Origin of the sequence: Desulfofustis glycolicus DSM 9705, from assembly GCF_900130015.1 — a bacterium.
Taxonomy (GTDB): domain Bacteria; phylum Desulfobacterota; class Desulfobulbia; order Desulfobulbales; family Desulfocapsaceae; genus Desulfofustis; species Desulfofustis glycolicus.
Window position 1 is genome coordinate 1 of record NZ_FQXS01000006.1, and the last position, 16139, is coordinate 16139.

The 16139-nt window shown below is 57.1% G+C and carries 20 protein-coding genes; 17 read left to right on the forward strand and 3 right to left on the reverse strand.

The features are described from left to right. Nucleotides 1–277 precede the first annotated feature (277 nt). The 11 genes from BUC26_RS06430 (at nucleotide 278) to BUC26_RS06480 (ending at nucleotide 7679) form a co-directional block, all read left to right on the forward strand. Nucleotides 278–604, forward strand: a complete 327-nt coding sequence (locus tag BUC26_RS06430) for a TrkA C-terminal domain-containing protein (RefSeq protein ID WP_084540499.1) — start codon at nucleotides 278–280, stop codon at nucleotides 602–604. 75 nt (nucleotides 605–679) lie between these two features. Continuing rightward, nucleotides 680–1039: a cupin domain-containing protein gene (locus BUC26_RS06435; RefSeq protein ID WP_073374462.1), complete on the forward strand. Its 360-nt coding sequence runs from the start codon at nucleotides 680–682 to the stop codon at nucleotides 1037–1039. 574 nt (nucleotides 1040–1613) lie between these two features. Continuing rightward, the gene (locus tag BUC26_RS06440; protein ID WP_073374464.1) at nucleotides 1614–1883 is read left to right on the forward strand and encodes a hypothetical protein; all 270 of its coding nucleotides are present in this window, start codon (nucleotides 1614–1616) and stop codon (nucleotides 1881–1883) included. A 175-nt stretch (nucleotides 1884–2058) separates the two neighbouring features. After that, on the forward strand, nucleotides 2059–2511 hold the full coding sequence (locus BUC26_RS06445; protein ID WP_073374466.1) for a DUF302 domain-containing protein: 453 nt from the start codon (nucleotides 2059–2061) through the stop codon (nucleotides 2509–2511). Nucleotides 2512–2523: 12 nt separating this feature from the next. Further along, entirely contained in the window at nucleotides 2524–3096 is a 573-nt protein-coding gene (locus BUC26_RS06450; RefSeq protein ID WP_073374468.1) for a histidine phosphatase family protein, read from the forward strand. A 55-nt stretch (nucleotides 3097–3151) separates the two neighbouring features. Further along, nucleotides 3152–3901 carry an SDR family oxidoreductase gene (locus BUC26_RS06455; protein ID WP_073374470.1) on the forward strand — a complete coding sequence of 250 codons (750 nt, stop codon included), beginning with the start codon at nucleotides 3152–3154 and terminating at the stop codon, nucleotides 3899–3901. A 224-nt stretch (nucleotides 3902–4125) separates the two neighbouring features. Continuing rightward, nucleotides 4126–4455 carry a putative signal transducing protein gene (locus tag BUC26_RS06460; protein WP_073374472.1) on the forward strand — a complete coding sequence of 110 codons (330 nt, stop codon included), beginning with the start codon at nucleotides 4126–4128 and terminating at the stop codon, nucleotides 4453–4455. 92 nt (nucleotides 4456–4547) lie between these two features. Next, nucleotides 4548–5174 carry an alpha/beta fold hydrolase gene (locus tag BUC26_RS06465; RefSeq protein ID WP_143165932.1) on the forward strand — a complete coding sequence of 209 codons (627 nt, stop codon included), beginning with the start codon at nucleotides 4548–4550 and terminating at the stop codon, nucleotides 5172–5174. A 55-nt stretch (nucleotides 5175–5229) separates the two neighbouring features. Next, complete coding sequence (locus tag BUC26_RS06470; protein ID WP_073374770.1) at nucleotides 5230–5871, forward strand: flavodoxin family protein; 642 nt, start codon at nucleotides 5230–5232, stop codon at nucleotides 5869–5871. Between the two features lie 272 nt (nucleotides 5872–6143). Then, nucleotides 6144–7286, forward strand: a complete 1143-nt coding sequence (locus BUC26_RS06475; RefSeq protein WP_073374476.1) for a sensor histidine kinase — start codon at nucleotides 6144–6146, stop codon at nucleotides 7284–7286. Nucleotides 7287–7334: 48 nt separating this feature from the next. Further along, nucleotides 7335–7679, forward strand: a complete 345-nt coding sequence (locus BUC26_RS06480; protein WP_073374477.1) for a DsrE family protein — start codon at nucleotides 7335–7337, stop codon at nucleotides 7677–7679. A 111-nt stretch (nucleotides 7680–7790) separates the two neighbouring features. Here the strand turns inward: BUC26_RS06480 and gshA are convergent, their stop codons facing one another. From gshA to BUC26_RS06495, 3 genes are all read right to left on the reverse strand, one after another. After that, entirely contained in the window at nucleotides 7791–9386 is a 1596-nt protein-coding gene (gene gshA / locus BUC26_RS06485) for a glutamate--cysteine ligase (protein WP_073374479.1), read from the reverse strand. Nucleotides 9387–9455: 69 nt separating this feature from the next. After that, nucleotides 9456–9875, reverse strand: coding sequence for a VOC family protein (locus BUC26_RS06490; RefSeq protein WP_073374481.1), 420 nt, complete (start codon nucleotides 9873–9875; stop codon nucleotides 9456–9458). Nucleotides 9876–9889: 14 nt separating this feature from the next. Beyond that, on the reverse strand, nucleotides 9890–10252 hold the full coding sequence (locus tag BUC26_RS06495; protein ID WP_073374483.1) for a hypothetical protein: 363 nt from the start codon (nucleotides 10250–10252) through the stop codon (nucleotides 9890–9892). Nucleotides 10253–10575: 323 nt separating this feature from the next. Here BUC26_RS06495 and BUC26_RS06500 point away from each other — a divergent pair, with 323 nt between their 5' ends. The 6 genes from BUC26_RS06500 to BUC26_RS06525 all read left to right on the forward strand — a co-directional run bounded on the left by BUC26_RS06500 (nucleotide 10576) and on the right by BUC26_RS06525 (nucleotide 16138). Further along, on the forward strand, nucleotides 10576–11040 hold the full coding sequence (locus BUC26_RS06500; RefSeq protein WP_073374484.1) for a YaiI/YqxD family protein: 465 nt from the start codon (nucleotides 10576–10578) through the stop codon (nucleotides 11038–11040). 221 nt (nucleotides 11041–11261) lie between these two features. Beyond that, entirely contained in the window at nucleotides 11262–12194 is a 933-nt protein-coding gene (locus tag BUC26_RS06505; RefSeq protein WP_073374486.1) for a ketopantoate reductase family protein, read from the forward strand. Between the two features lie 60 nt (nucleotides 12195–12254). Further along, on the forward strand, nucleotides 12255–12986 hold the full coding sequence (locus BUC26_RS06510; RefSeq protein WP_073374488.1) for an NYN domain-containing protein: 732 nt from the start codon (nucleotides 12255–12257) through the stop codon (nucleotides 12984–12986). A 269-nt stretch (nucleotides 12987–13255) separates the two neighbouring features. Next, nucleotides 13256–13759, forward strand: a complete 504-nt coding sequence (locus tag BUC26_RS06515; RefSeq protein ID WP_143165933.1) for a hypothetical protein — start codon at nucleotides 13256–13258, stop codon at nucleotides 13757–13759. Nucleotides 13760–13788: 29 nt separating this feature from the next. Then, a complete protein-coding gene (locus tag BUC26_RS06520; RefSeq protein WP_073374490.1) occupies nucleotides 13789–14730 on the forward strand; it encodes an NADH-quinone oxidoreductase subunit B family protein in 942 nt (313 codons plus the stop codon). Continuing rightward, complete coding sequence (locus tag BUC26_RS06525; protein ID WP_073374492.1) at nucleotides 14723–16138, forward strand: Ni/Fe hydrogenase subunit alpha; 1416 nt, start codon at nucleotides 14723–14725, stop codon at nucleotides 16136–16138. Before BUC26_RS06520 ends, BUC26_RS06525 begins: the two co-directional genes overlap by 8 nt. Nucleotide 16139 lies beyond the last annotated feature (1 nt).

The following is a 16139-nucleotide window of genomic DNA, read 5'->3' on the forward strand; positions in this document are numbered from 1 at the left end:
AGGAAAAGGTCAGGGAGTGGGATTACCCGGTGAGCTGCCAGGTCAGAAGGGTTACGAAAAATGGTGCATTACGGTGGCGATCGACCAAGTGGGTCATGGTATCGACGGCATTAATTGACAAACATGTTGGACTGGAAGAGATTGGTGAGGGAATATGGCGAGTGTATTTTCGGCAAAAGTTGTTAGGATACTTTGACGAAAAGAGCCTTCGAATCCAGGATGAAAAAGGCCGTTTAAAGAGAAACTATGTGTAAGCGATGTGGTGACATAGTTGTAAATGATGTCCAGTACTGAACAGGGCTGGCTGGCTGGAATGCGCATTGCCGAGTGCTCTCTGCGCAAAGAGGGAATCAGTGTTCTCGGGATCAACCGGGTGCACGGAGAGTATTTGGGCGTACCCGACGGCGATACGGTTATCGAGGCGGGCGACACCCTCGTGCTCTACGGCAGAGCGGATACCCTGCGCAACTTGAGCCAGCGCGAGGAAGGGTGGTCGGGCGATATCGAGCACGAACAGCAGGTGCAGGAGCAGAAAACAGAAAAAAAGGTCGAAAAACAGAAGGATGAATCAAGGCAACCGGAAGCTGAAAACAAAAGGTCCTGAGGTTTACGGCCTGAATGGTTTTCGCTCCGATATACGACGTCCAAACCGATTTAAAGGGCGCGAAAGGTGATGACAATGCAAAAGGTCGATCTCAAAGAAAAGTTTACACTCTTTACCGAGCAGTGGCGGCCGAAGATTGTTGGCGAGTTGAACGGTCAATATGTGAAAATCGCCAAGTTGCAGGGTGAGTTTGTCTGGCATCTTCACGAAGACGAAGATGAATTGTTCTTCGTCGTGCATGGGCAGCTCACGATTAAGTTGAAAGATCGGGATATCGATCTGTCTGAGGGGCAGTTTTTCATCGTACCCCGGGGAGTCGAGCATCTTCCTGTCGCTCATAGCGAGTGCCACGTCATGCTGTTTGAGCCGAAAACAGTGCGCAATACGGGCAACGTGCAGAACGAAAGAACGGTCGAGCACAGCGAGAGGATCTGATCTCGACTGGCCAATGAGTGCTTGGTACGTGCTTGTTCATGAAGAAGCTAAGGGATGTCGCTGTTGCACTCATGATGTCGCAATGAGACCCGAGCTTCCCGCCATGCTATTTTTCGGACTTGGCCTGATAGGCCTGAGCCAAATAGTAAAAAGGAAAAAGAACACTCCTCAACAGTTCTGAACAACATCTCTGCAGCAGTTTCTATCCCGCTCCTCGTTCGCACAACAGGCGGCAATAAGGGCTCCTTTTTCGGTAGTTCGTTCCAACATTCAGCGAACGATGATACCAGGAGATGGTTGCTCGAGAGCGATTGGGATCGGGTAAGGCGGATCTCGATGCAGAGGTATATCCAAAACAGCGTTTATTCGTCTTCATCGCCGGCCACAACGATAAAGCTACGAATCAGTCTGGATATTTCCGTCGGAGATGCCTAGGGTATGGCGGTAGAGGGTCATTTCCATTCGTGGACTTGCGGGAATGGCAGAACGGGATCGATCAACGCTGCCGACAGCAGGATGAAACCGCAGTACCTATGTCTGTGCATCTCTTGTTTTGGCAATCGCGGAGGAGATCATGGCGAACTATCGAGATATAGATGAACTGCTCCTGACAACCAACAAAGGCTCATTCGAGGCCGGTCCGGATCCGGGCGATGGTGTCGTGGTTTCTTTTGTCGGTCGGGGCGTGCGCGAGATACTTGTCCATTATGTCGACCGCGCTTCCAGAGTGTGCCGAGGAGAAACACGGGACACGGTGTTTGGCGGGGATGGTACGCAGCTGCTGGACAAGGCAGATTACGTGCAGTTCTCGATTTCAAAGATTGCCGGCATCAACCGGCGCTAGAGGCTTTATGGCCCCATCGGCTAAATCTTGTCCTGCCATGGCTCTTTGCACCAGAGAGCGAATTCCTCGCACAGAACATGTTTCGTGTTCGGTTGGAAAGACGAGGGATAACGTCTTCCCCTCATGTCCGGTTGTTACATAAGGGGAGCATGAAAAATGTGAAAGGAGATACGAGATGAATATTTTTCGATGTATAGTTTTGGTTGCAGGACTTATCCTTGCCACGACCGTTTTCGCTGCCGACGGCTTGATTACCATGAAGAGTCAGCGCAGCGCCCCGGAGACCATGGACCGGCTTGAAGAGATCGTCAAAGAGCGTGGGCTCAAGGTTTTTGCGCGCATCGATCATGCCGCCGGTGCGGCCTCGGTCGGCAAGGAGCTTCGGCCGACCGAGGTTATCATATTCGGGAACCCGCAGGGCGGTACTCCGTTTATGGAATGCGCCCAGTCAGCGGGAATCGATCTTCCGCTTAAGGCGCTGGTATGGGAGGACGAGTCGGGTCAGGTGTGGCTTGGTTATAACGATCCGGTGTATCTCGGGGAACGCCATGGTGTCGGCCAATGCCCGGTTATCGAGAACCTGGGCAAGGCGCTTGCCGGTATTGCCCAGGCGGCAGTGACACCCTGATCTCAGCGAATCATGAAAGCGGTTGTGTTCCATCTGTCGTTGCTTGTGCTGCTGGTTGTTGCCGGTTGCCGGGATGCCACGGCGGCTACATCGCTTGAAACAGCCTGGCAGGCACTCCGCCAGGGTGAAGCGGTGGCCTTGATCCGCCATGCCGTCGCACCGGGGATCGGTGATCCGCCGAACTTTAAGATCGGTGATTGTGCCACGCAGCGCAATCTTTCCGAGCAGGGGCGAGTCCAGTCCCGTCGCATCGGTGATGCCTTTCGGGCTCGGGGCATCATTGAGGCAACGGTATTTTCCAGTCAGTGGTGCCGCTGTCTGGAGACTGCCGGATTACTCGGTTTTGGACCCGTTGACGCGGTCCCGGCCCTTAACTCGTTTTTTGCCGAGCCGGCGCGGGCCGAGGAGCAAACAGCGGCATTACGAGATTTTATCGCGGAACTACGGCCGACTCGGCCATCGATCCTGGTGACCCATCAGGTCAACATAACCGCGTTGACCGGTGTTTATCCCGCATCCGGCGAGATCATTATTGTTCGAGCCGACGGCGAGCACGAAGTGGTGCTGGGTCGGGTCGTGCCGTGAAATACATCTGCAGTTCGGCAGCACCGGCTGCCGGAAACAACGGACAGGTGATGCGATGAGCGACAAGGTGATGATCGTTACCGGCGGCAGCCGCGGTATCGGTGCGGCCACTGCGAAACTGGCGGCGGTGCGGGGGTACGTCGTCTGTGTCAACTATCTCAGCAACCGGACTGCGGCAGATGGTGTGGTTGAGGAGATCACCGCCGCCGGCGGGCGGGCTCTGGCGGTGGCCGCCGATGTGTCGCAAGAGCCTGACGTTATGGAGTTGTTTGCCACGGTCGATGGCCGGCTCGGCCGGCTCTCCGCCCTGGTCAACAACGCCGGTATCCTGGAGCGGCAGAGCCGAGTCGATGAGATTGACGGCGATCGATTGCAGCGTGTCCTGGCGGCCAATGTGGTCGGTCCATTCCTCTGCTGCCGAGAAGCGGTGCGGCGGATGTCGACCAGGCATGGCGGGCGTGGCGGGGCGATCGTCAATGTTTCGTCGGCCGCGGCTCGCCTCGGATCACCCGGCGAGTATGTCGATTATGCTGCCTCGAAAGGAGCTGTCGACACCCTTACCATCGGGTTGTCCCGGGAAGTGGCTGCCGAGGGGGTTCGCGTTAATGGTGTTCGTCCCGGCTATATCCATACCGACATCCACGCCAGCGGCGGCGAACCGGGCCGGGTCGAACGACTGCGGACATCTCTGCCGATGCAACGGGGCGGACAGCCGCACGAGGTAGCGCAGGCGATTCTCTGGCTGCTCTCCGCCGAGGCGTCCTATGTTACCGGCTCGTTTATCGATGCGGCGGGCGGAAAATAACACCGATTGTGAACGGTTTTATATAAAAATCGGCGGCACAGGTTTTAACCTGTCCCCCGCTGACTTTAAAAAACCAACCGGCCCTTCCGACCAGGAGCCGATTTTCATTGTTTGTTGTGACGTCCCGTCATGGGGGGTATGATACAATCGGTGCAGGTGGGTGATGGTTGCCCATCATGCTCGAGGTACCCGTCGGGCGAGAGATGGTGTGAGCAGGGAACGATATGAAGCGCATCTATTCGGCACAGCACTCGCCCGAGGCGTATTACGTCAAGGGCTTGCTCGAAGAGCAGGGAATTGCCTGCGAGATTCGGGGCGAGTCCCTGTCCGCCGCCCAGGGTGGGGTGCCGATTACCACGGAAACGGCGCCGACTGTCTGGATTCGCGACGGTGAACAGTATCAGACGGCCCGGGCGATCATTGCCGACTACGAGCGACTGCAGCGCCGGCCCGTTTCTTCCGGGCCGACCTGGGTGTGTCCCGCCTGCGGTGAAACATGCGAGGCGCAGTTCGGCCAATGCTGGAACTGCCTTGCTCCACGAGATGACGGTTAAGTGGGGGCTGCTGCCCGGACGGTGCGGAACGGCACTGTGCAGGGGGAGAGGCTCTCCACCGGCCATGATCGAGACAGAGGGGGCGTGACGCGATGAAGACACTCTTGTTGCCCGGCCTCGGAGCGGATGCGGCGATGTATCCGAGCCGGGACTACTCCCATCTGGATCAGCTTGTTATTGCCGAATGGCCTGCCTACAAAGGGGAAAAGTCGCTGACCGCAGTTGCCAGACGGGTGATCGACGAGCACGCTGTCGGGCCCGAGATGGTGGTCGGTGGAGCCTCTCTGGGAGGCATGGTGGCCTTGGAGATTGCCAAGATTGCCGGTAATCGCACGGTTCTGCTGATCGGTAGCGCCACATCGCCAAGCGAGGTCAACCCGGTTCTGCAGAAGGTGAGCCACCTTGCCGATTATACGCCGATACGGATGGTCCAGGCCCTGGCCGGCAAGATCAACGATCATCACGGCAGCGAACTGCTGGCAATGTTCGAACGGGCCGACAGCCACTTTGTGACGGCGATGTGTCGGGCCATCTTCAACTGGGAAGGCCGGGCCGATTATCGCGGCGCGGTTTGCCGAATTCACGGTCGGAAGGACAAGGTGATCTTGCCGCCGAAAGATGACGGCAAACTGATCGCCGATGGCGGGCATCTGATCTCCATGACCCATGGCCCCATCGTTGCCGCTTTTGTCGAGCGGTGTACGGCAAACGTCGCGTGACCGGCCACCGGTGATTGCCGCGACAGAAGCATCGACCTGCCGGGACGAGATCATCATGGATTCATCTGTTCATCGTGCATGCCGGGAACTAGTGCAGCAACCGCCGGAGCCCCGCGTTGTGGGAATCGGTGGCAGCCCTCGGCACGGGGGTAACTCCGATCACCTGCTCCGCTCGATTCTTGCCGGGGCGGCGCCTCTCGGCCTGGTCGCCGAGGCCGTGTATTTGCGGGATTTCCAATTTCAGGGGTGTATCGGCTGTGAACAATGCAGAGCGGCGGGCATCTGCACCGGTCTGCGGGACGGGATGGCCCTGATCTATCCGGCCGTTATTGCTGCCCGAGGGCTGGTACTGGTCTCGCCGACCCATAACTACAATGTGACCTCGTGGATGAAGGCCTTTATCGATCGTCTCTATTGTTTTTATCAATTTGACGACGATCGGCCGCGCGGCTGGTCGAGCCGTTTTGCCGGCCAGGGACGAAAAGCCGTCCTGGCGGCTATCTGCGAACAGCCGGACGAGCGGGATATGGGCTTTACCCTGCCGGCGATGCGCCGGCCGCTTCAGGCGTTGGGCTACGAGATCGTCGGTGAGCTGGCGGTTTTCGGCATCTTTGACCGGGCCGGGGTCAAGGAGCGGGGCAATGTCCTTGACCGTGCGGCACAACTCGGTGCCGATCTCGCTGAGGCAACCCGTTGATTTTCTCAGTGGTTATGCTGGCCGGTGGATACCGGTCTCCAGGCAATGATCTCTTTTTCAGCACCGGACTTGATTCGTTGCTTTTTTTCGACAGCACTGCGAAATAGTATCCAATACATTTCTCACCTGCCGCCTTCTTGTGGTAAGCTAACGTCTGACACGCCGATGGATGGTTAGCCCGCACGGCTGACTCCCAATCGGTCGATCTGCCCGTTCATCGCTCAAGAATGCACTGTTCAAAGCACTTCACTTCGACAGGAGCATCAGAAGATATGGAAACGTTTTTTGCACCTGCAGAAAGAACGACCGACGATCAGCTTGCCGAAGAAATCCAGATTATCAGCAACAACCCCATGATTTCCGGGTTGCTTCAGTCCGCCGGCGGCATGCTGGCGGTTCTCGATGAGCGCCGACAACTCGTGGCGCTCAACGATTCGCTGTTGAAACTGCTTGGCGTGGATGACCCTGCCCAGGCCTTCGGGCTGCGTCTCGGTGAAGCACTCAATTGCATCTACGCTGCCGAGGAACCGGCCGGTTGCGGTACAACCAAATGGTGTTCGAGTTGTGGCGCGGCCATCGCCATCGTCGCGAGCCTATCCGACAACCAGCCTGCCGAAAGGATTTGCGCACTGTCGTCTCGCCGGGGTGCGCGCCAGGAAGATCTGGCCCTGCGCGTCAAAGCGCAGCCCTTTTCACTTACCGGCAGCAGATACCTGCTGATTTTCATCCAGGACATTACCAGAGAGCAGCAGCGGGCAGCGCTCGAGAGAATATTTTTCCACGACGTCAACAACCTCTTGTGTATGCTCGTCGGCGCCAGTGAATTACTGGTGACCAGAGACCCCTCGGAGCTGGCTCTGACGATCAACCGCGGAGCCCACCGGTTGCACAAGGAAATAGCTATTCAGCGCTGTCTGTCAGAGGATGAAGCTCATAGCTACCGGCCGCTCAATGAAGAAATCTCGCCGACTGAGATGTTGGCGGAGTTGCAGGCGCAATTTGTCAATCATCCGGCGGCTGGCAACAGGAAGCTATGTTTCCAGAATGGTCCGTCGGAGGTGACGATTTATACCGATCGATATCTGATCTCGCGGATCGTCAGCAACATGATAATCAATGCGCTGGAGGCATCTCATGAACAGGACCCTGTCAGCGTGTGGGCGGAAAGGAAAGAGGGACAGGTGGTGTTTAGCGTGTGGAACGGTCAACAGATCCCCGAGTCTGTCGTCGGCAGAATTTTTCAACGTAATTCCAGTACCAAGGAACAGCCGGGAAGAGGGGTAGGCACGTATTCAATGAAGTTTCTCGGTGAGGATGTCCTCGGTGGCAGTGTTTGGTTCACTACGTCTGCACTGGACGGCACCACCTTCAGGTTCGCTCTTCCTGAAGGGGAAGGGAGCTGTTCCAGATCGTAATGCGGGTTTTAATGTTCGATCCGGTATTAACAGCACATATGTGATGAGATGAGCGGCAAAAAACACCTCTATGTCCTGTGGACCAGTGACAACCGGATTACTGCCGACAAGATGGTCTTCATGTACACGGTCAATGCGCTTGCATACGGTTGGTGGGAGCAGGTGACCCTGATCATCTGGGGAGCGGCGGCCAAATTAGTGGGAGAAGACGAACAGGTGCAGGCCATGGTCGGGGAGGCGATTGCTGCCGGAGTCCGGGTTTCGGCTTGCAAGGCCTGTGCTGACCAGTTGGGCGTGGTGGAACTGCTGGAAAGCCTCGGTGTCGAAGTGATCTATTGGGGCAAGCCGCTCACCGATATTTTGCAAAAAGATGAAAAACTTCTCGTCATCTGAATGGCGCTGATTACAGGACATGGACTGACTATGCTTTCTGCCGGAGCGTTGTGGCCGGAGAAGAGGTCGATTTTTGCAGCCTGATGAAACGGCCTGTTGCGATTGCCTGGGTCACGCCGGCATATTTTGTGCAAAATAGCGTTTCAGGAAGTCGTCAAAGGACAGATCGTCGCCCTCTTCCAGCTCTTTCTGTTTGGCGTGGGAGCGCTCAGCCATGTCCCGGAAGGTTTCCCTTCGTGCGGGATCAAGCCGGCGGCTGCGGAAATATCGTTCATGTTCGGCGGACATCTCCAGTGCAAAGGAGGCATAGGAAGAGTTCTTTTCTCTCATGGCGCGGAGCATGGCCGCTGAAGGCGTCAGTTCCGGATTGTGCACGGCATCGCGTTGCTGAGCGAGGCTGGCGGTATAGGGCCTGTTGCTGTTGTCGCCGTCGAGCAGCGTGCAAATCGGTTCCATCTCGGCAAAAATCCGTTCCGCCCAATCCCGCAGAGGGATTGGTTTGCCCGCCGACGTCAACTGCAGCCCCGGTTCGCGGCCCCGCCGGGCGACAGTAATCAGGTTGGTGTTATTGGCGCGCCGTTCTTCACCGGTGGTCAGCGGGCTTGATTCGAGCAGGCAGGAGAGCAGGAGTGCCTCTACGAAGCGGGCCGTCTGCCGGGATATGCCGACCGGGCAGAACGGGTCCAGATCCAGCGAGCGTAGCTCGACATAGCGGACGCCGCGGCGCTGCATGGCCAATGATGGTTTCTCACCGGAGCGCGCGATTTGCTTGGGTCGGACGATGCAGTAGAATTCGTTTTCGATCTGCAGGATATTGCTGTTGAGTTGGCGGTATTCTCCGTTCACCTTGACGCCGATCTCCTGGTAGGGGAGGAATGGAGTCTTGGTGGCGCGGTCTAGTGCGGCGACATAATCCGGCAGGGAGTTGTGGTTGATATCGAGAATCGCCTGATTGTCGCTTTTATAGCCGATATCGCTCATCCGCAGAGATGTCGCCCAGGGATGATAGACGGTATGTGCGTCGAATTCATCAAAGCCGTTCATCAACTCCGGGCGACTGCTGAAAAAGCGTTTGCAGACGGCGGACGAGCAGCCGAACAGGTAGAGGATGAGCCAACCCCGTCGCTGCAGGTTCCGGATCAGTGAAAAATAGCCGTCGGAGATGAATCGACTGAGCTCCAGCGGACTGTTTTCCATCCGGTGGAGCTGTTGCCAGAGCCGCTCCGGTACCGCATAGTTGAAATGGATACCGGCGATGGACTGCATCGCCCGACCGTAACGATACCAGAGCCCGCGGCGATAGATATGCTTCATCCGGCCGATATTTGACGAACCATAGTCGGCGATCGGGATGCTCTCGTCGTCGTCGATGCCACAGGGCATACTAGCTGCCAGCAGCAGCTCTCCGTCGAGTTGTTCGTAGACGAAGCGGTGAATGTCACACAGGAAGTGCAGGGTTTCGTCGCAATCAGTAAACGGCGGCGTGATGAATTCCAGCAGGGCTTCGGAGTAGTCGGTGGTAATGTGCGGGTGCGTCAGTGCCGAACCGAGCGCCGTCGGGTGCGGCGTCTGCGCGATCAGCCCATCCCGGCCGATCCGCAGGCTCTCTTTCTCGATGCCGATCGTGCCGCCGCTGAGCAGATCACCGGCACCGCGGTCGAGCAGACGGGACAACCGTTCAGGCAGTGATGATTGATCTGTGGCCATCGTTGATTGGTACGGCGGTAAGGAGTTGTTTGGTCGTCCGGCTCAACGGAGCAGGGGTGCCGGTTCGGCTTACCACACCCCTTTGTTTTCCATCGACGCCCACGGCTCGGTGACCGGAAGGCTGTCGCCCTGTTGGAGCAATTCGATGGAAATCTGATCCGGCGTACGGATGAAGGCCATCCGGCCATCGCGCGGCGGCCGCAGGATCGTTACCCCTTTGTCCATCAGTCGCCGGCAGTAATCGTAGATATTTTCCACGCTGAAGGCGAGGTGGCCGAAGTTGTTGCCGACGGTATAGTCGTCTGTTTGATCCCAGTTATAGGTCAATTCGATTTCCGGTTCTCCGGGGGCCGTTGCCAGAAAAACGAGCGTGAAGCGCCCCTGCTCATACTCCTTTCTTCTCGTTTCCACGAGACCGAGTTTGCTGGTAAAGAAATCGACGGAGTGATCGAGATCCTTGACCCGGATCATGGTGTGCAGAAATTTCATAAAGCTGCGCCTCCTCACTGCTTCATATCTGCAGCTTTCTCTTTGACCTCTGTGGCTGCTTTCTCGGTGGTCGAAGCAGCGTCTTCAGTGACCTGGGCGGCCTTATCTTTGACGTCGCCGGCGACTTTCTTGGCGGTTTCTGCAGCCTCTTCGCCGATCTGCACTGCTTTGTCTTTCGCTTCAGCTGCGGTTTCCTTGGTGGCCGATACCGCGCTCTTGCTGATTTCAGTTGCCCGGTCGGTTACCTCGGCAGCTGCCTGCTTGGCGGCCGTTACTGCTTCTTGGGCTTTTTCGGCGACGTTTTCTTTGTCTTCGTTGCTGCAGCCGGCAACAATCAGTAGCGCGATGACGGCAACGACACCTAAAATCTGTTTCATGGTATCTCTCCTTGCATGAAAAGAGCAGATGCGCCACAACGAGCGATATCGTTGAGCTCGTTGCGCCGCCTGCTGGCGGGAAGATTATTCCGTCCCTATCAACAGGTAGACATTGATTGGGACAAGTCAAGTCGAGACCAGGCCGGCCTGTCCGGGTGACTGTCAGGCCAGGGGCGGCTACCGGCGCGAGATGAAGCGCGATTTCATCAGAGCTCTGCTTGTTTCGGCTGGTTCTTCGGATCATGAATTCAATGACAATTCGATCGTTGAACGGTAACATATGCCGTGAGACAAATGTGGTGCAGTTTGCAAGGAGTTTTTACGTGCTGGATATTTATGTCGATGCCGATGCCTGCCCGGTCAAGCAGGAGGTATACCGCGTTGCCGAACGTTATCGGTTGGCAGTGACCCTGGTGGCCAATAGTCGGCTGACTGTCCCCAGAGAGCCGTGGCTTACACTTGTCGTTGTCGATAGCGGCAGCGACGTGGCCGACAACTGGATTGTCGAGCACTTGGCAGAGGGCGATATCGTGGTTACCGCCGACATCGGACTGGCCGACCGCTGCCTGAAGAAAGGGGCGCTGGTGATCGGGTCGACCGGAAAGCCGTTTTCCGAAGACATGATCGGGGTTGCGCTGGCGACTCGCGATCTGCTTTCCGATCTGCGTGGCGCCGGTGAAGTGACGGGTGGACCGCCACCATTGACCAAACGTGATCGGTCCCGATTTCTTCAACATCTTGACCAGGCCATCCAAACGATCAGGCGTCGCCGACCGGAGGCACCATAGATAGCAGCGAAGCAAGAGAAGAGCGACAGCGGCACCGCTATAGGGAACCTTGAAAAATTGTCATTCCATCCAATCTCATCGTTGCGCAATCAAATTTTATCCTCGGAATATCATGTATATTCCTGCGGAATTTTTTTTGCGCGCTTTGATCTTGAACGAAATTCCGATTTTTTCAAGCTCCCCTTTCGATGGACAACAGTTCATAAGCCTGTGGAGGAATCATGAAGATCGCAGTGATGGGAAGCGGAGGCGTCGGGGGTTATTTCGGGGCAAAACTCGCCGCCGCTGGCTGTCAGGTGACTTTTATCGCCCGTGGAGCGCACCTGGCGGCGATCAGACAAAATGGCCTGCTGGTGCGCAGCCCGCTGGGCGAGGTGCTGATCGAGCAAGCGTCGGTGGTGGAAGACCCCCGGGAAATCGGTTCCGTCGACCTCGTCCTGTTCGGGGTGAAGTTGTGGGACACCGAAACGGCCGCCGAGGCGATCAGACCGCTGATCACCGGTGATACCGGCGTCATCTCATTTCAAAACGGGGTAATCAAGGACGATATCCTGGTGGAGATGTTCGGTCCACAGGCCGTCGTCGGCGGGGTCTGCTACATAGCCGCCACCATTGCCGAGCCCGGTGTCATCGCCCATACCGGCACCATGCAGAAGCTGGTCTTCGGAGAGTACGAAGGACGGCTTTCCGAGCGAGTCAAACGGTTCTACGAGATGTGCCGGCAGGCCGGGATCGACGCGGAAATCAGCGACGACATCCGCCGTTCGATCTGGGAGAAGTTCGTCTTTCTCGTTGGTTTCTCGGCGGTGACGGCGACCACGCGCTGTCCGATCGGTATCGTTCGGGCCAACCCGCAGGCCCGGCACCTGCTGGCAGGGGTGATGCAGGAGGTTGTCGACGTCGGTCGGGCCGAAGGGGTACCCCTTGCACCAGGTTTTGTCGAGGACCGTATGGCCTTTTGCGATCAACTACCGGAGTCGATGACCGCTTCGATGCATCATGACCTGGAGCGGGGCAACCGGCTGGAGGTCCAGTGGCTCAGTGGCGATGTCAGTCGGCGCGGGGAAAAGCTCGGGGTTCCGGCACCGTTCAACACGGCGGTGTACGACATCCTGGCAGTCCATGCGCAGGGTCTGGCCGTTGCTAAAAGTTAGTGGGGGACAGGTTAAAACCTGTCCCGCCGTTGGTTATAAATAGTAGCTTGGGATACAACCATGGCCGAGGACAACAAGATCGCACTGTTGATCGATTGTGATAACGTCAGTCACCGTTCCGTCGAGGGGGTGATCGACGAACTATCCAAGTATGGCAAAGTAAATATCCGCAACGCCTACGGTAATTGGAAAAGCGAGAACATGAAAGGCTGGGAGGAGAAACTGCACCCGCACGCCATTAAGCCGATCCAGCAATTCGCCTATACCACTGGCAAAAATGCCACCGATGCGGCGATGATCATCGACGCGATGGACCTGCTCTATACCCAGAAGCTCGACGCCTTTGCGCTGATGACCAGCGACAGCGATTTCACCCCGCTGGTCATGCGGATTCTTGCCAACGGCATCACCGTTTATGGCTTTGGTGAAAAGAAGACGCCGGGAGCTTTCGTCCGCGCCTGTTCGCAGTTCATCTATACCGAAAATCTCGAACCTCTCGATGATGAAGAGGAAAAGCCGCAGGAAAAGGGCGGAACGAAGAAATCGCGTAGCGAGTTGAAGCAGGACGCGACACTGGTCAAGCTGCTCAGGACGGCGGTCGAGCAGGCGGCAGACGAGGACGGCTGGTCCCATCTCGGCCGCATCGGCCAGTATATTTCCAATAAGACATCGTTTTCACCGGTCAATTACGGTTATAAGAAACTCGGCGACCTGATCAGGGCCATCGATCTGTTCGAGATCAAGATGAGGCACGACAATTCGGTGATGTATATCAAGGATTCGCGGAAATAATAGATTGCTCGAACGGCCGGACTGTGCTCGCAGTGTCCTGCGGCGATCGGCTGCCGCCCTCACCCTTCCCGTCAATCCTCTCTGGTGCAATCGGCGAGAGTATGGTACGATATTGTAATTGAGAATTTGTCTCAAATATTTGTGCTTGTATTTTCGGGATGATGGAACTATTCTGAGCTATTTCTTTGTCAAAGGAAAGAAGCCAGGACCTTCACCCGGCATCCGCATTGTGGACACGGGGACAACCAGAATCAGTGGAGGAGGGATACATGGAAGACATCCATGAAATCCGTAAGCGTCGAAGGACGTTACAGGAAACGATGAACTTCATGGCGGCGCTGTCGGCCGGTATCGAGCCGATCCTCGGTCGGGGGGCCAACAGCATGACCATGTCCGCCGGTCGCAACCTCGGCAGGAAATTTTCCGAGAACGCCGCAAAGACCGATGATTTACTGACCGCGATCAACGAGGTTCGCCGGGTTCTCGAGGAAAACCACTGCCTGTGGGGCTTCGAGCCCTTCCAGCCGAGCGGGCAGCAGGATATGATCACCACCAATGAAAACGGTGAAACGCAGCTACTACTCGTCTTCAAGGACTGCATGATTCGTCAGTCCCTTTTCCGTTTCGGACATCCCCAGCAGGGGTCGCTGTGCAACATGATGTATGGCTTTTTCGCCGGCGCCCTGGAGAATATCATGGGTAAGAAAACTCGGCTGGACATCAAGCATGCCGGAGAAAACGCCTGCCTGAAGGTATTGACTGTTACCGCCTGAATCCGGGCACAGAGAATGAGGAATCCATCATGAGTGGTGAAAAAATACGCCTGAACACCGAGTGGCTCTGCGATTGCGGCGGCTGCCACGTGGCGCTGGTGGATCTGCACGAAAAGATCCTCAATGTCCTCGATTCGGTGACCATCCAGCACTGTCCGGTTCTGACCGACATCAAGGACTATCCGGAGGCCGATATCGGCATCCTGACCGGTTCGATCCGCACCGAGCATGACCGTCATGCCGCCGGAGAGATGCGCAAGAAATGCAAGACGATCATCGCCTTTGGCACCTGCGCCGTTTACGGCGGGCTGCACGGCGCCGGGCTGGCCCATTCCCGGGAAGAAATCGTCGACCGTGTCTATCGGCACAACCCGACCACCCGGACCGACACGGTGCCCGACAGCGAAGTGACGGAACTAGCCAAACTGGTGACGCCGGTTGATGAGGTGATCGATGTTGATCTCTACCTGCCGGGCTGTCCGCCGCATGCACATTTTATCTTCGAGAGCCTGGCCACCCTGATTGAACAGCGTGCGCCGCGAGTCACCCAAGACACGGTCTGCGCCCGGTGCAATCGTCAGATGGTCAAAAGCGAGGTGAACGCCATCAAGAAGTCTCTCGACGGTGTACCGGACGACAACATCTGCTTTCTCAGCCAGGGCTATATCTGCCTCGGTTCGGTGACGCTTGACCGCTGTCTGGCGCCGTGCCCTAACCACGGCGTGGCTTGCACCGGCTGTGCCGGACCGACCATGCAGATCCTGACCGAACCGAATCGCGATATCAGAACCGAGGTCAGCGACCGGATGTCGCGGCTGACCGCGATCGATGGCGAGACCATCAAGACCCACATGGAACGAACGGCCAAGACCCAGTACGCCTACGCGATGGCCACCAAGATGATCGGCAACAAGCCGACCTTCCTGATCAAAAAATGGATAGCTGACGTGGAGGCAGGAGCACATGGCTAAAACAATCAATATCGATCCGGTAACACGGATAGAAGGGCATGCCCGCATCCTGCTGGAGTGCAACGATGCCGGCACCGTTGAGGAGGCCTTCTTCATCGTTAACGAATTGCGCGGTTTCGAACGCATCCTGGTCGGCATGGAGGCACACACCATGCCGCAGGTGACGGCTCGAATCTGCGGGGTCTGTCCGACCGCTCATCACCTGGTTGCGGCCAAAGCGCTGGACAATGCCGCCGGCGTCGAGCCGCCGCCGGCCGGCCGGCTGCTCCGCGAGCTGATGTATATGGGGCACATGATCCATTCGCACAGTCTGTCTCTCTATGTTCTTGCCGGTCCCGACCTGGTCTTCGGACTGGGTGGCGCTGCGGCTAGCCAGAACATCGTCGGCATGGTCGAGCATAACCCCGAGTTGAGCAAAAAAGGACTTCGTTTGCGCTCGCTCGGTCAGAAAATCAACGAGGTGATCGGCGGACGCGGCATTCATCCGGTTACCGCCATCGCCGGGGGCATTGCCGCCAAGCTCACCGACGCCCAGTTCGACCGCCTCAAGGAACTCACCGACGAGGCACTGACGCTGGCCTGTGAACTGGCACCGGTGACCAAGGAGCTGCTCTTCAGGCTGTTTGACGATAACCCGGTGCTGCTCGACAAGCTCAACGTGCCGAGCTGGTATCTCGGAACGGTTAACGGCGGCAAGCTCAATGTTTATGACGGCACCCTTCGGGCCATGGATGAAGATGGCCGGATCCGTGCCGAATTCAACGCCACTGACTATGTTTCCTATCTGGCGGAGCGGACGGTCAAGCGCAGCTACGCCAAAGAGGTCTTTCTCAATGTCGATGGCGCCGAGCATATGTATCGGGTCAGCACCCTGGCCCGGATGAATGTCGTCGACGGCATGGAAACGCCGCTCGCCCAGAAAGAGTTCGAGGAGTTCCGCAATCGTTACGGCCGGCCGAGCCACAATGCGATTCTCCAGATGTATTGCAAGTTGGTCGAGTTGGTCTATTGCTGTGAAAAGGCTGGCGAAATCATGGGCAACCCTGAATTGCGCGGACCGTCCCGGGTCGCTGCCACTATTAACGGAAAACACGGTATCGCCCATATCGAGGCGCCGCGCGGCGTGCTGATCCATGACTATAAGATCAGCGAGGACGGCATTATCCAGGCGGCCAACATGATCGTGGCCACCCAGCAGAACACCGCGGCGATCAACAAATCGCTCAAGGAAGGGGCGATCAATCTGCTCGAGGGCGGCGATGACGAAAAGATGCTCAACGGGCTCGAATTCGTGGTCCGCTGTTATGACCCGTGCCTGGCCTGCTCGACCCATGCGATCGGTCACATGGAGTTCGCTGTGGAAGTCAGGTGCGGCGGGCGGATGGTTCGACGTATCAGGAGGACGTGAT

Coding starts and splice junctions, on each gene's coding strand:
- BUC26_RS06430 (WP_084540499.1), top strand. CDS start 278: ATGATGTCCAGTACTGAACAGGGCTGGCTGGCTGGAATGCGCATTGCC.
- BUC26_RS06435 (WP_073374462.1), top strand. CDS start 680: ATGCAAAAGGTCGATCTCAAAGAAAAGTTTACACTCTTTACCGAGCAG.
- BUC26_RS06440 (WP_073374464.1), top strand. CDS start 1,614: ATGGCGAACTATCGAGATATAGATGAACTGCTCCTGACAACCAACAAA.
- BUC26_RS06445 (WP_073374466.1), top strand. CDS start 2,059: ATGAATATTTTTCGATGTATAGTTTTGGTTGCAGGACTTATCCTTGCC.
- BUC26_RS06450 (WP_073374468.1), top strand. CDS start 2,524: ATGAAAGCGGTTGTGTTCCATCTGTCGTTGCTTGTGCTGCTGGTTGTT.
- BUC26_RS06455 (WP_073374470.1), top strand. CDS start 3,152: ATGAGCGACAAGGTGATGATCGTTACCGGCGGCAGCCGCGGTATCGGT.
- BUC26_RS06460 (WP_073374472.1), top strand. CDS start 4,126: ATGAAGCGCATCTATTCGGCACAGCACTCGCCCGAGGCGTATTACGTC.
- BUC26_RS06465 (WP_143165932.1), top strand. CDS start 4,548: ATGAAGACACTCTTGTTGCCCGGCCTCGGAGCGGATGCGGCGATGTAT.
- BUC26_RS06470 (WP_073374770.1), top strand. CDS start 5,230: ATGGATTCATCTGTTCATCGTGCATGCCGGGAACTAGTGCAGCAACCG.
- BUC26_RS06475 (WP_073374476.1), top strand. CDS start 6,144: ATGGAAACGTTTTTTGCACCTGCAGAAAGAACGACCGACGATCAGCTT.
- BUC26_RS06480 (WP_073374477.1), top strand. CDS start 7,335: ATGAGCGGCAAAAAACACCTCTATGTCCTGTGGACCAGTGACAACCGG.
- gshA (WP_073374479.1), bottom strand. CDS start 9,386: ATGGCCACAGATCAATCATCACTGCCTGAACGGTTGTCCCGTCTGCTC.
- BUC26_RS06490 (WP_073374481.1), bottom strand. CDS start 9,875: ATGAAATTTCTGCACACCATGATCCGGGTCAAGGATCTCGATCACTCC.
- BUC26_RS06495 (WP_073374483.1), bottom strand. CDS start 10,252: ATGAAACAGATTTTAGGTGTCGTTGCCGTCATCGCGCTACTGATTGTT.
- BUC26_RS06505 (WP_073374486.1), top strand. CDS start 11,262: ATGAAGATCGCAGTGATGGGAAGCGGAGGCGTCGGGGGTTATTTCGGG.
- BUC26_RS06510 (WP_073374488.1), top strand. CDS start 12,255: ATGGCCGAGGACAACAAGATCGCACTGTTGATCGATTGTGATAACGTC.
- BUC26_RS06515 (WP_143165933.1), top strand. CDS start 13,256: ATGGAAGACATCCATGAAATCCGTAAGCGTCGAAGGACGTTACAGGAA.
- BUC26_RS06520 (WP_073374490.1), top strand. CDS start 13,789: ATGAGTGGTGAAAAAATACGCCTGAACACCGAGTGGCTCTGCGATTGC.
- BUC26_RS06525 (WP_073374492.1), top strand. CDS start 14,723: ATGGCTAAAACAATCAATATCGATCCGGTAACACGGATAGAAGGGCAT.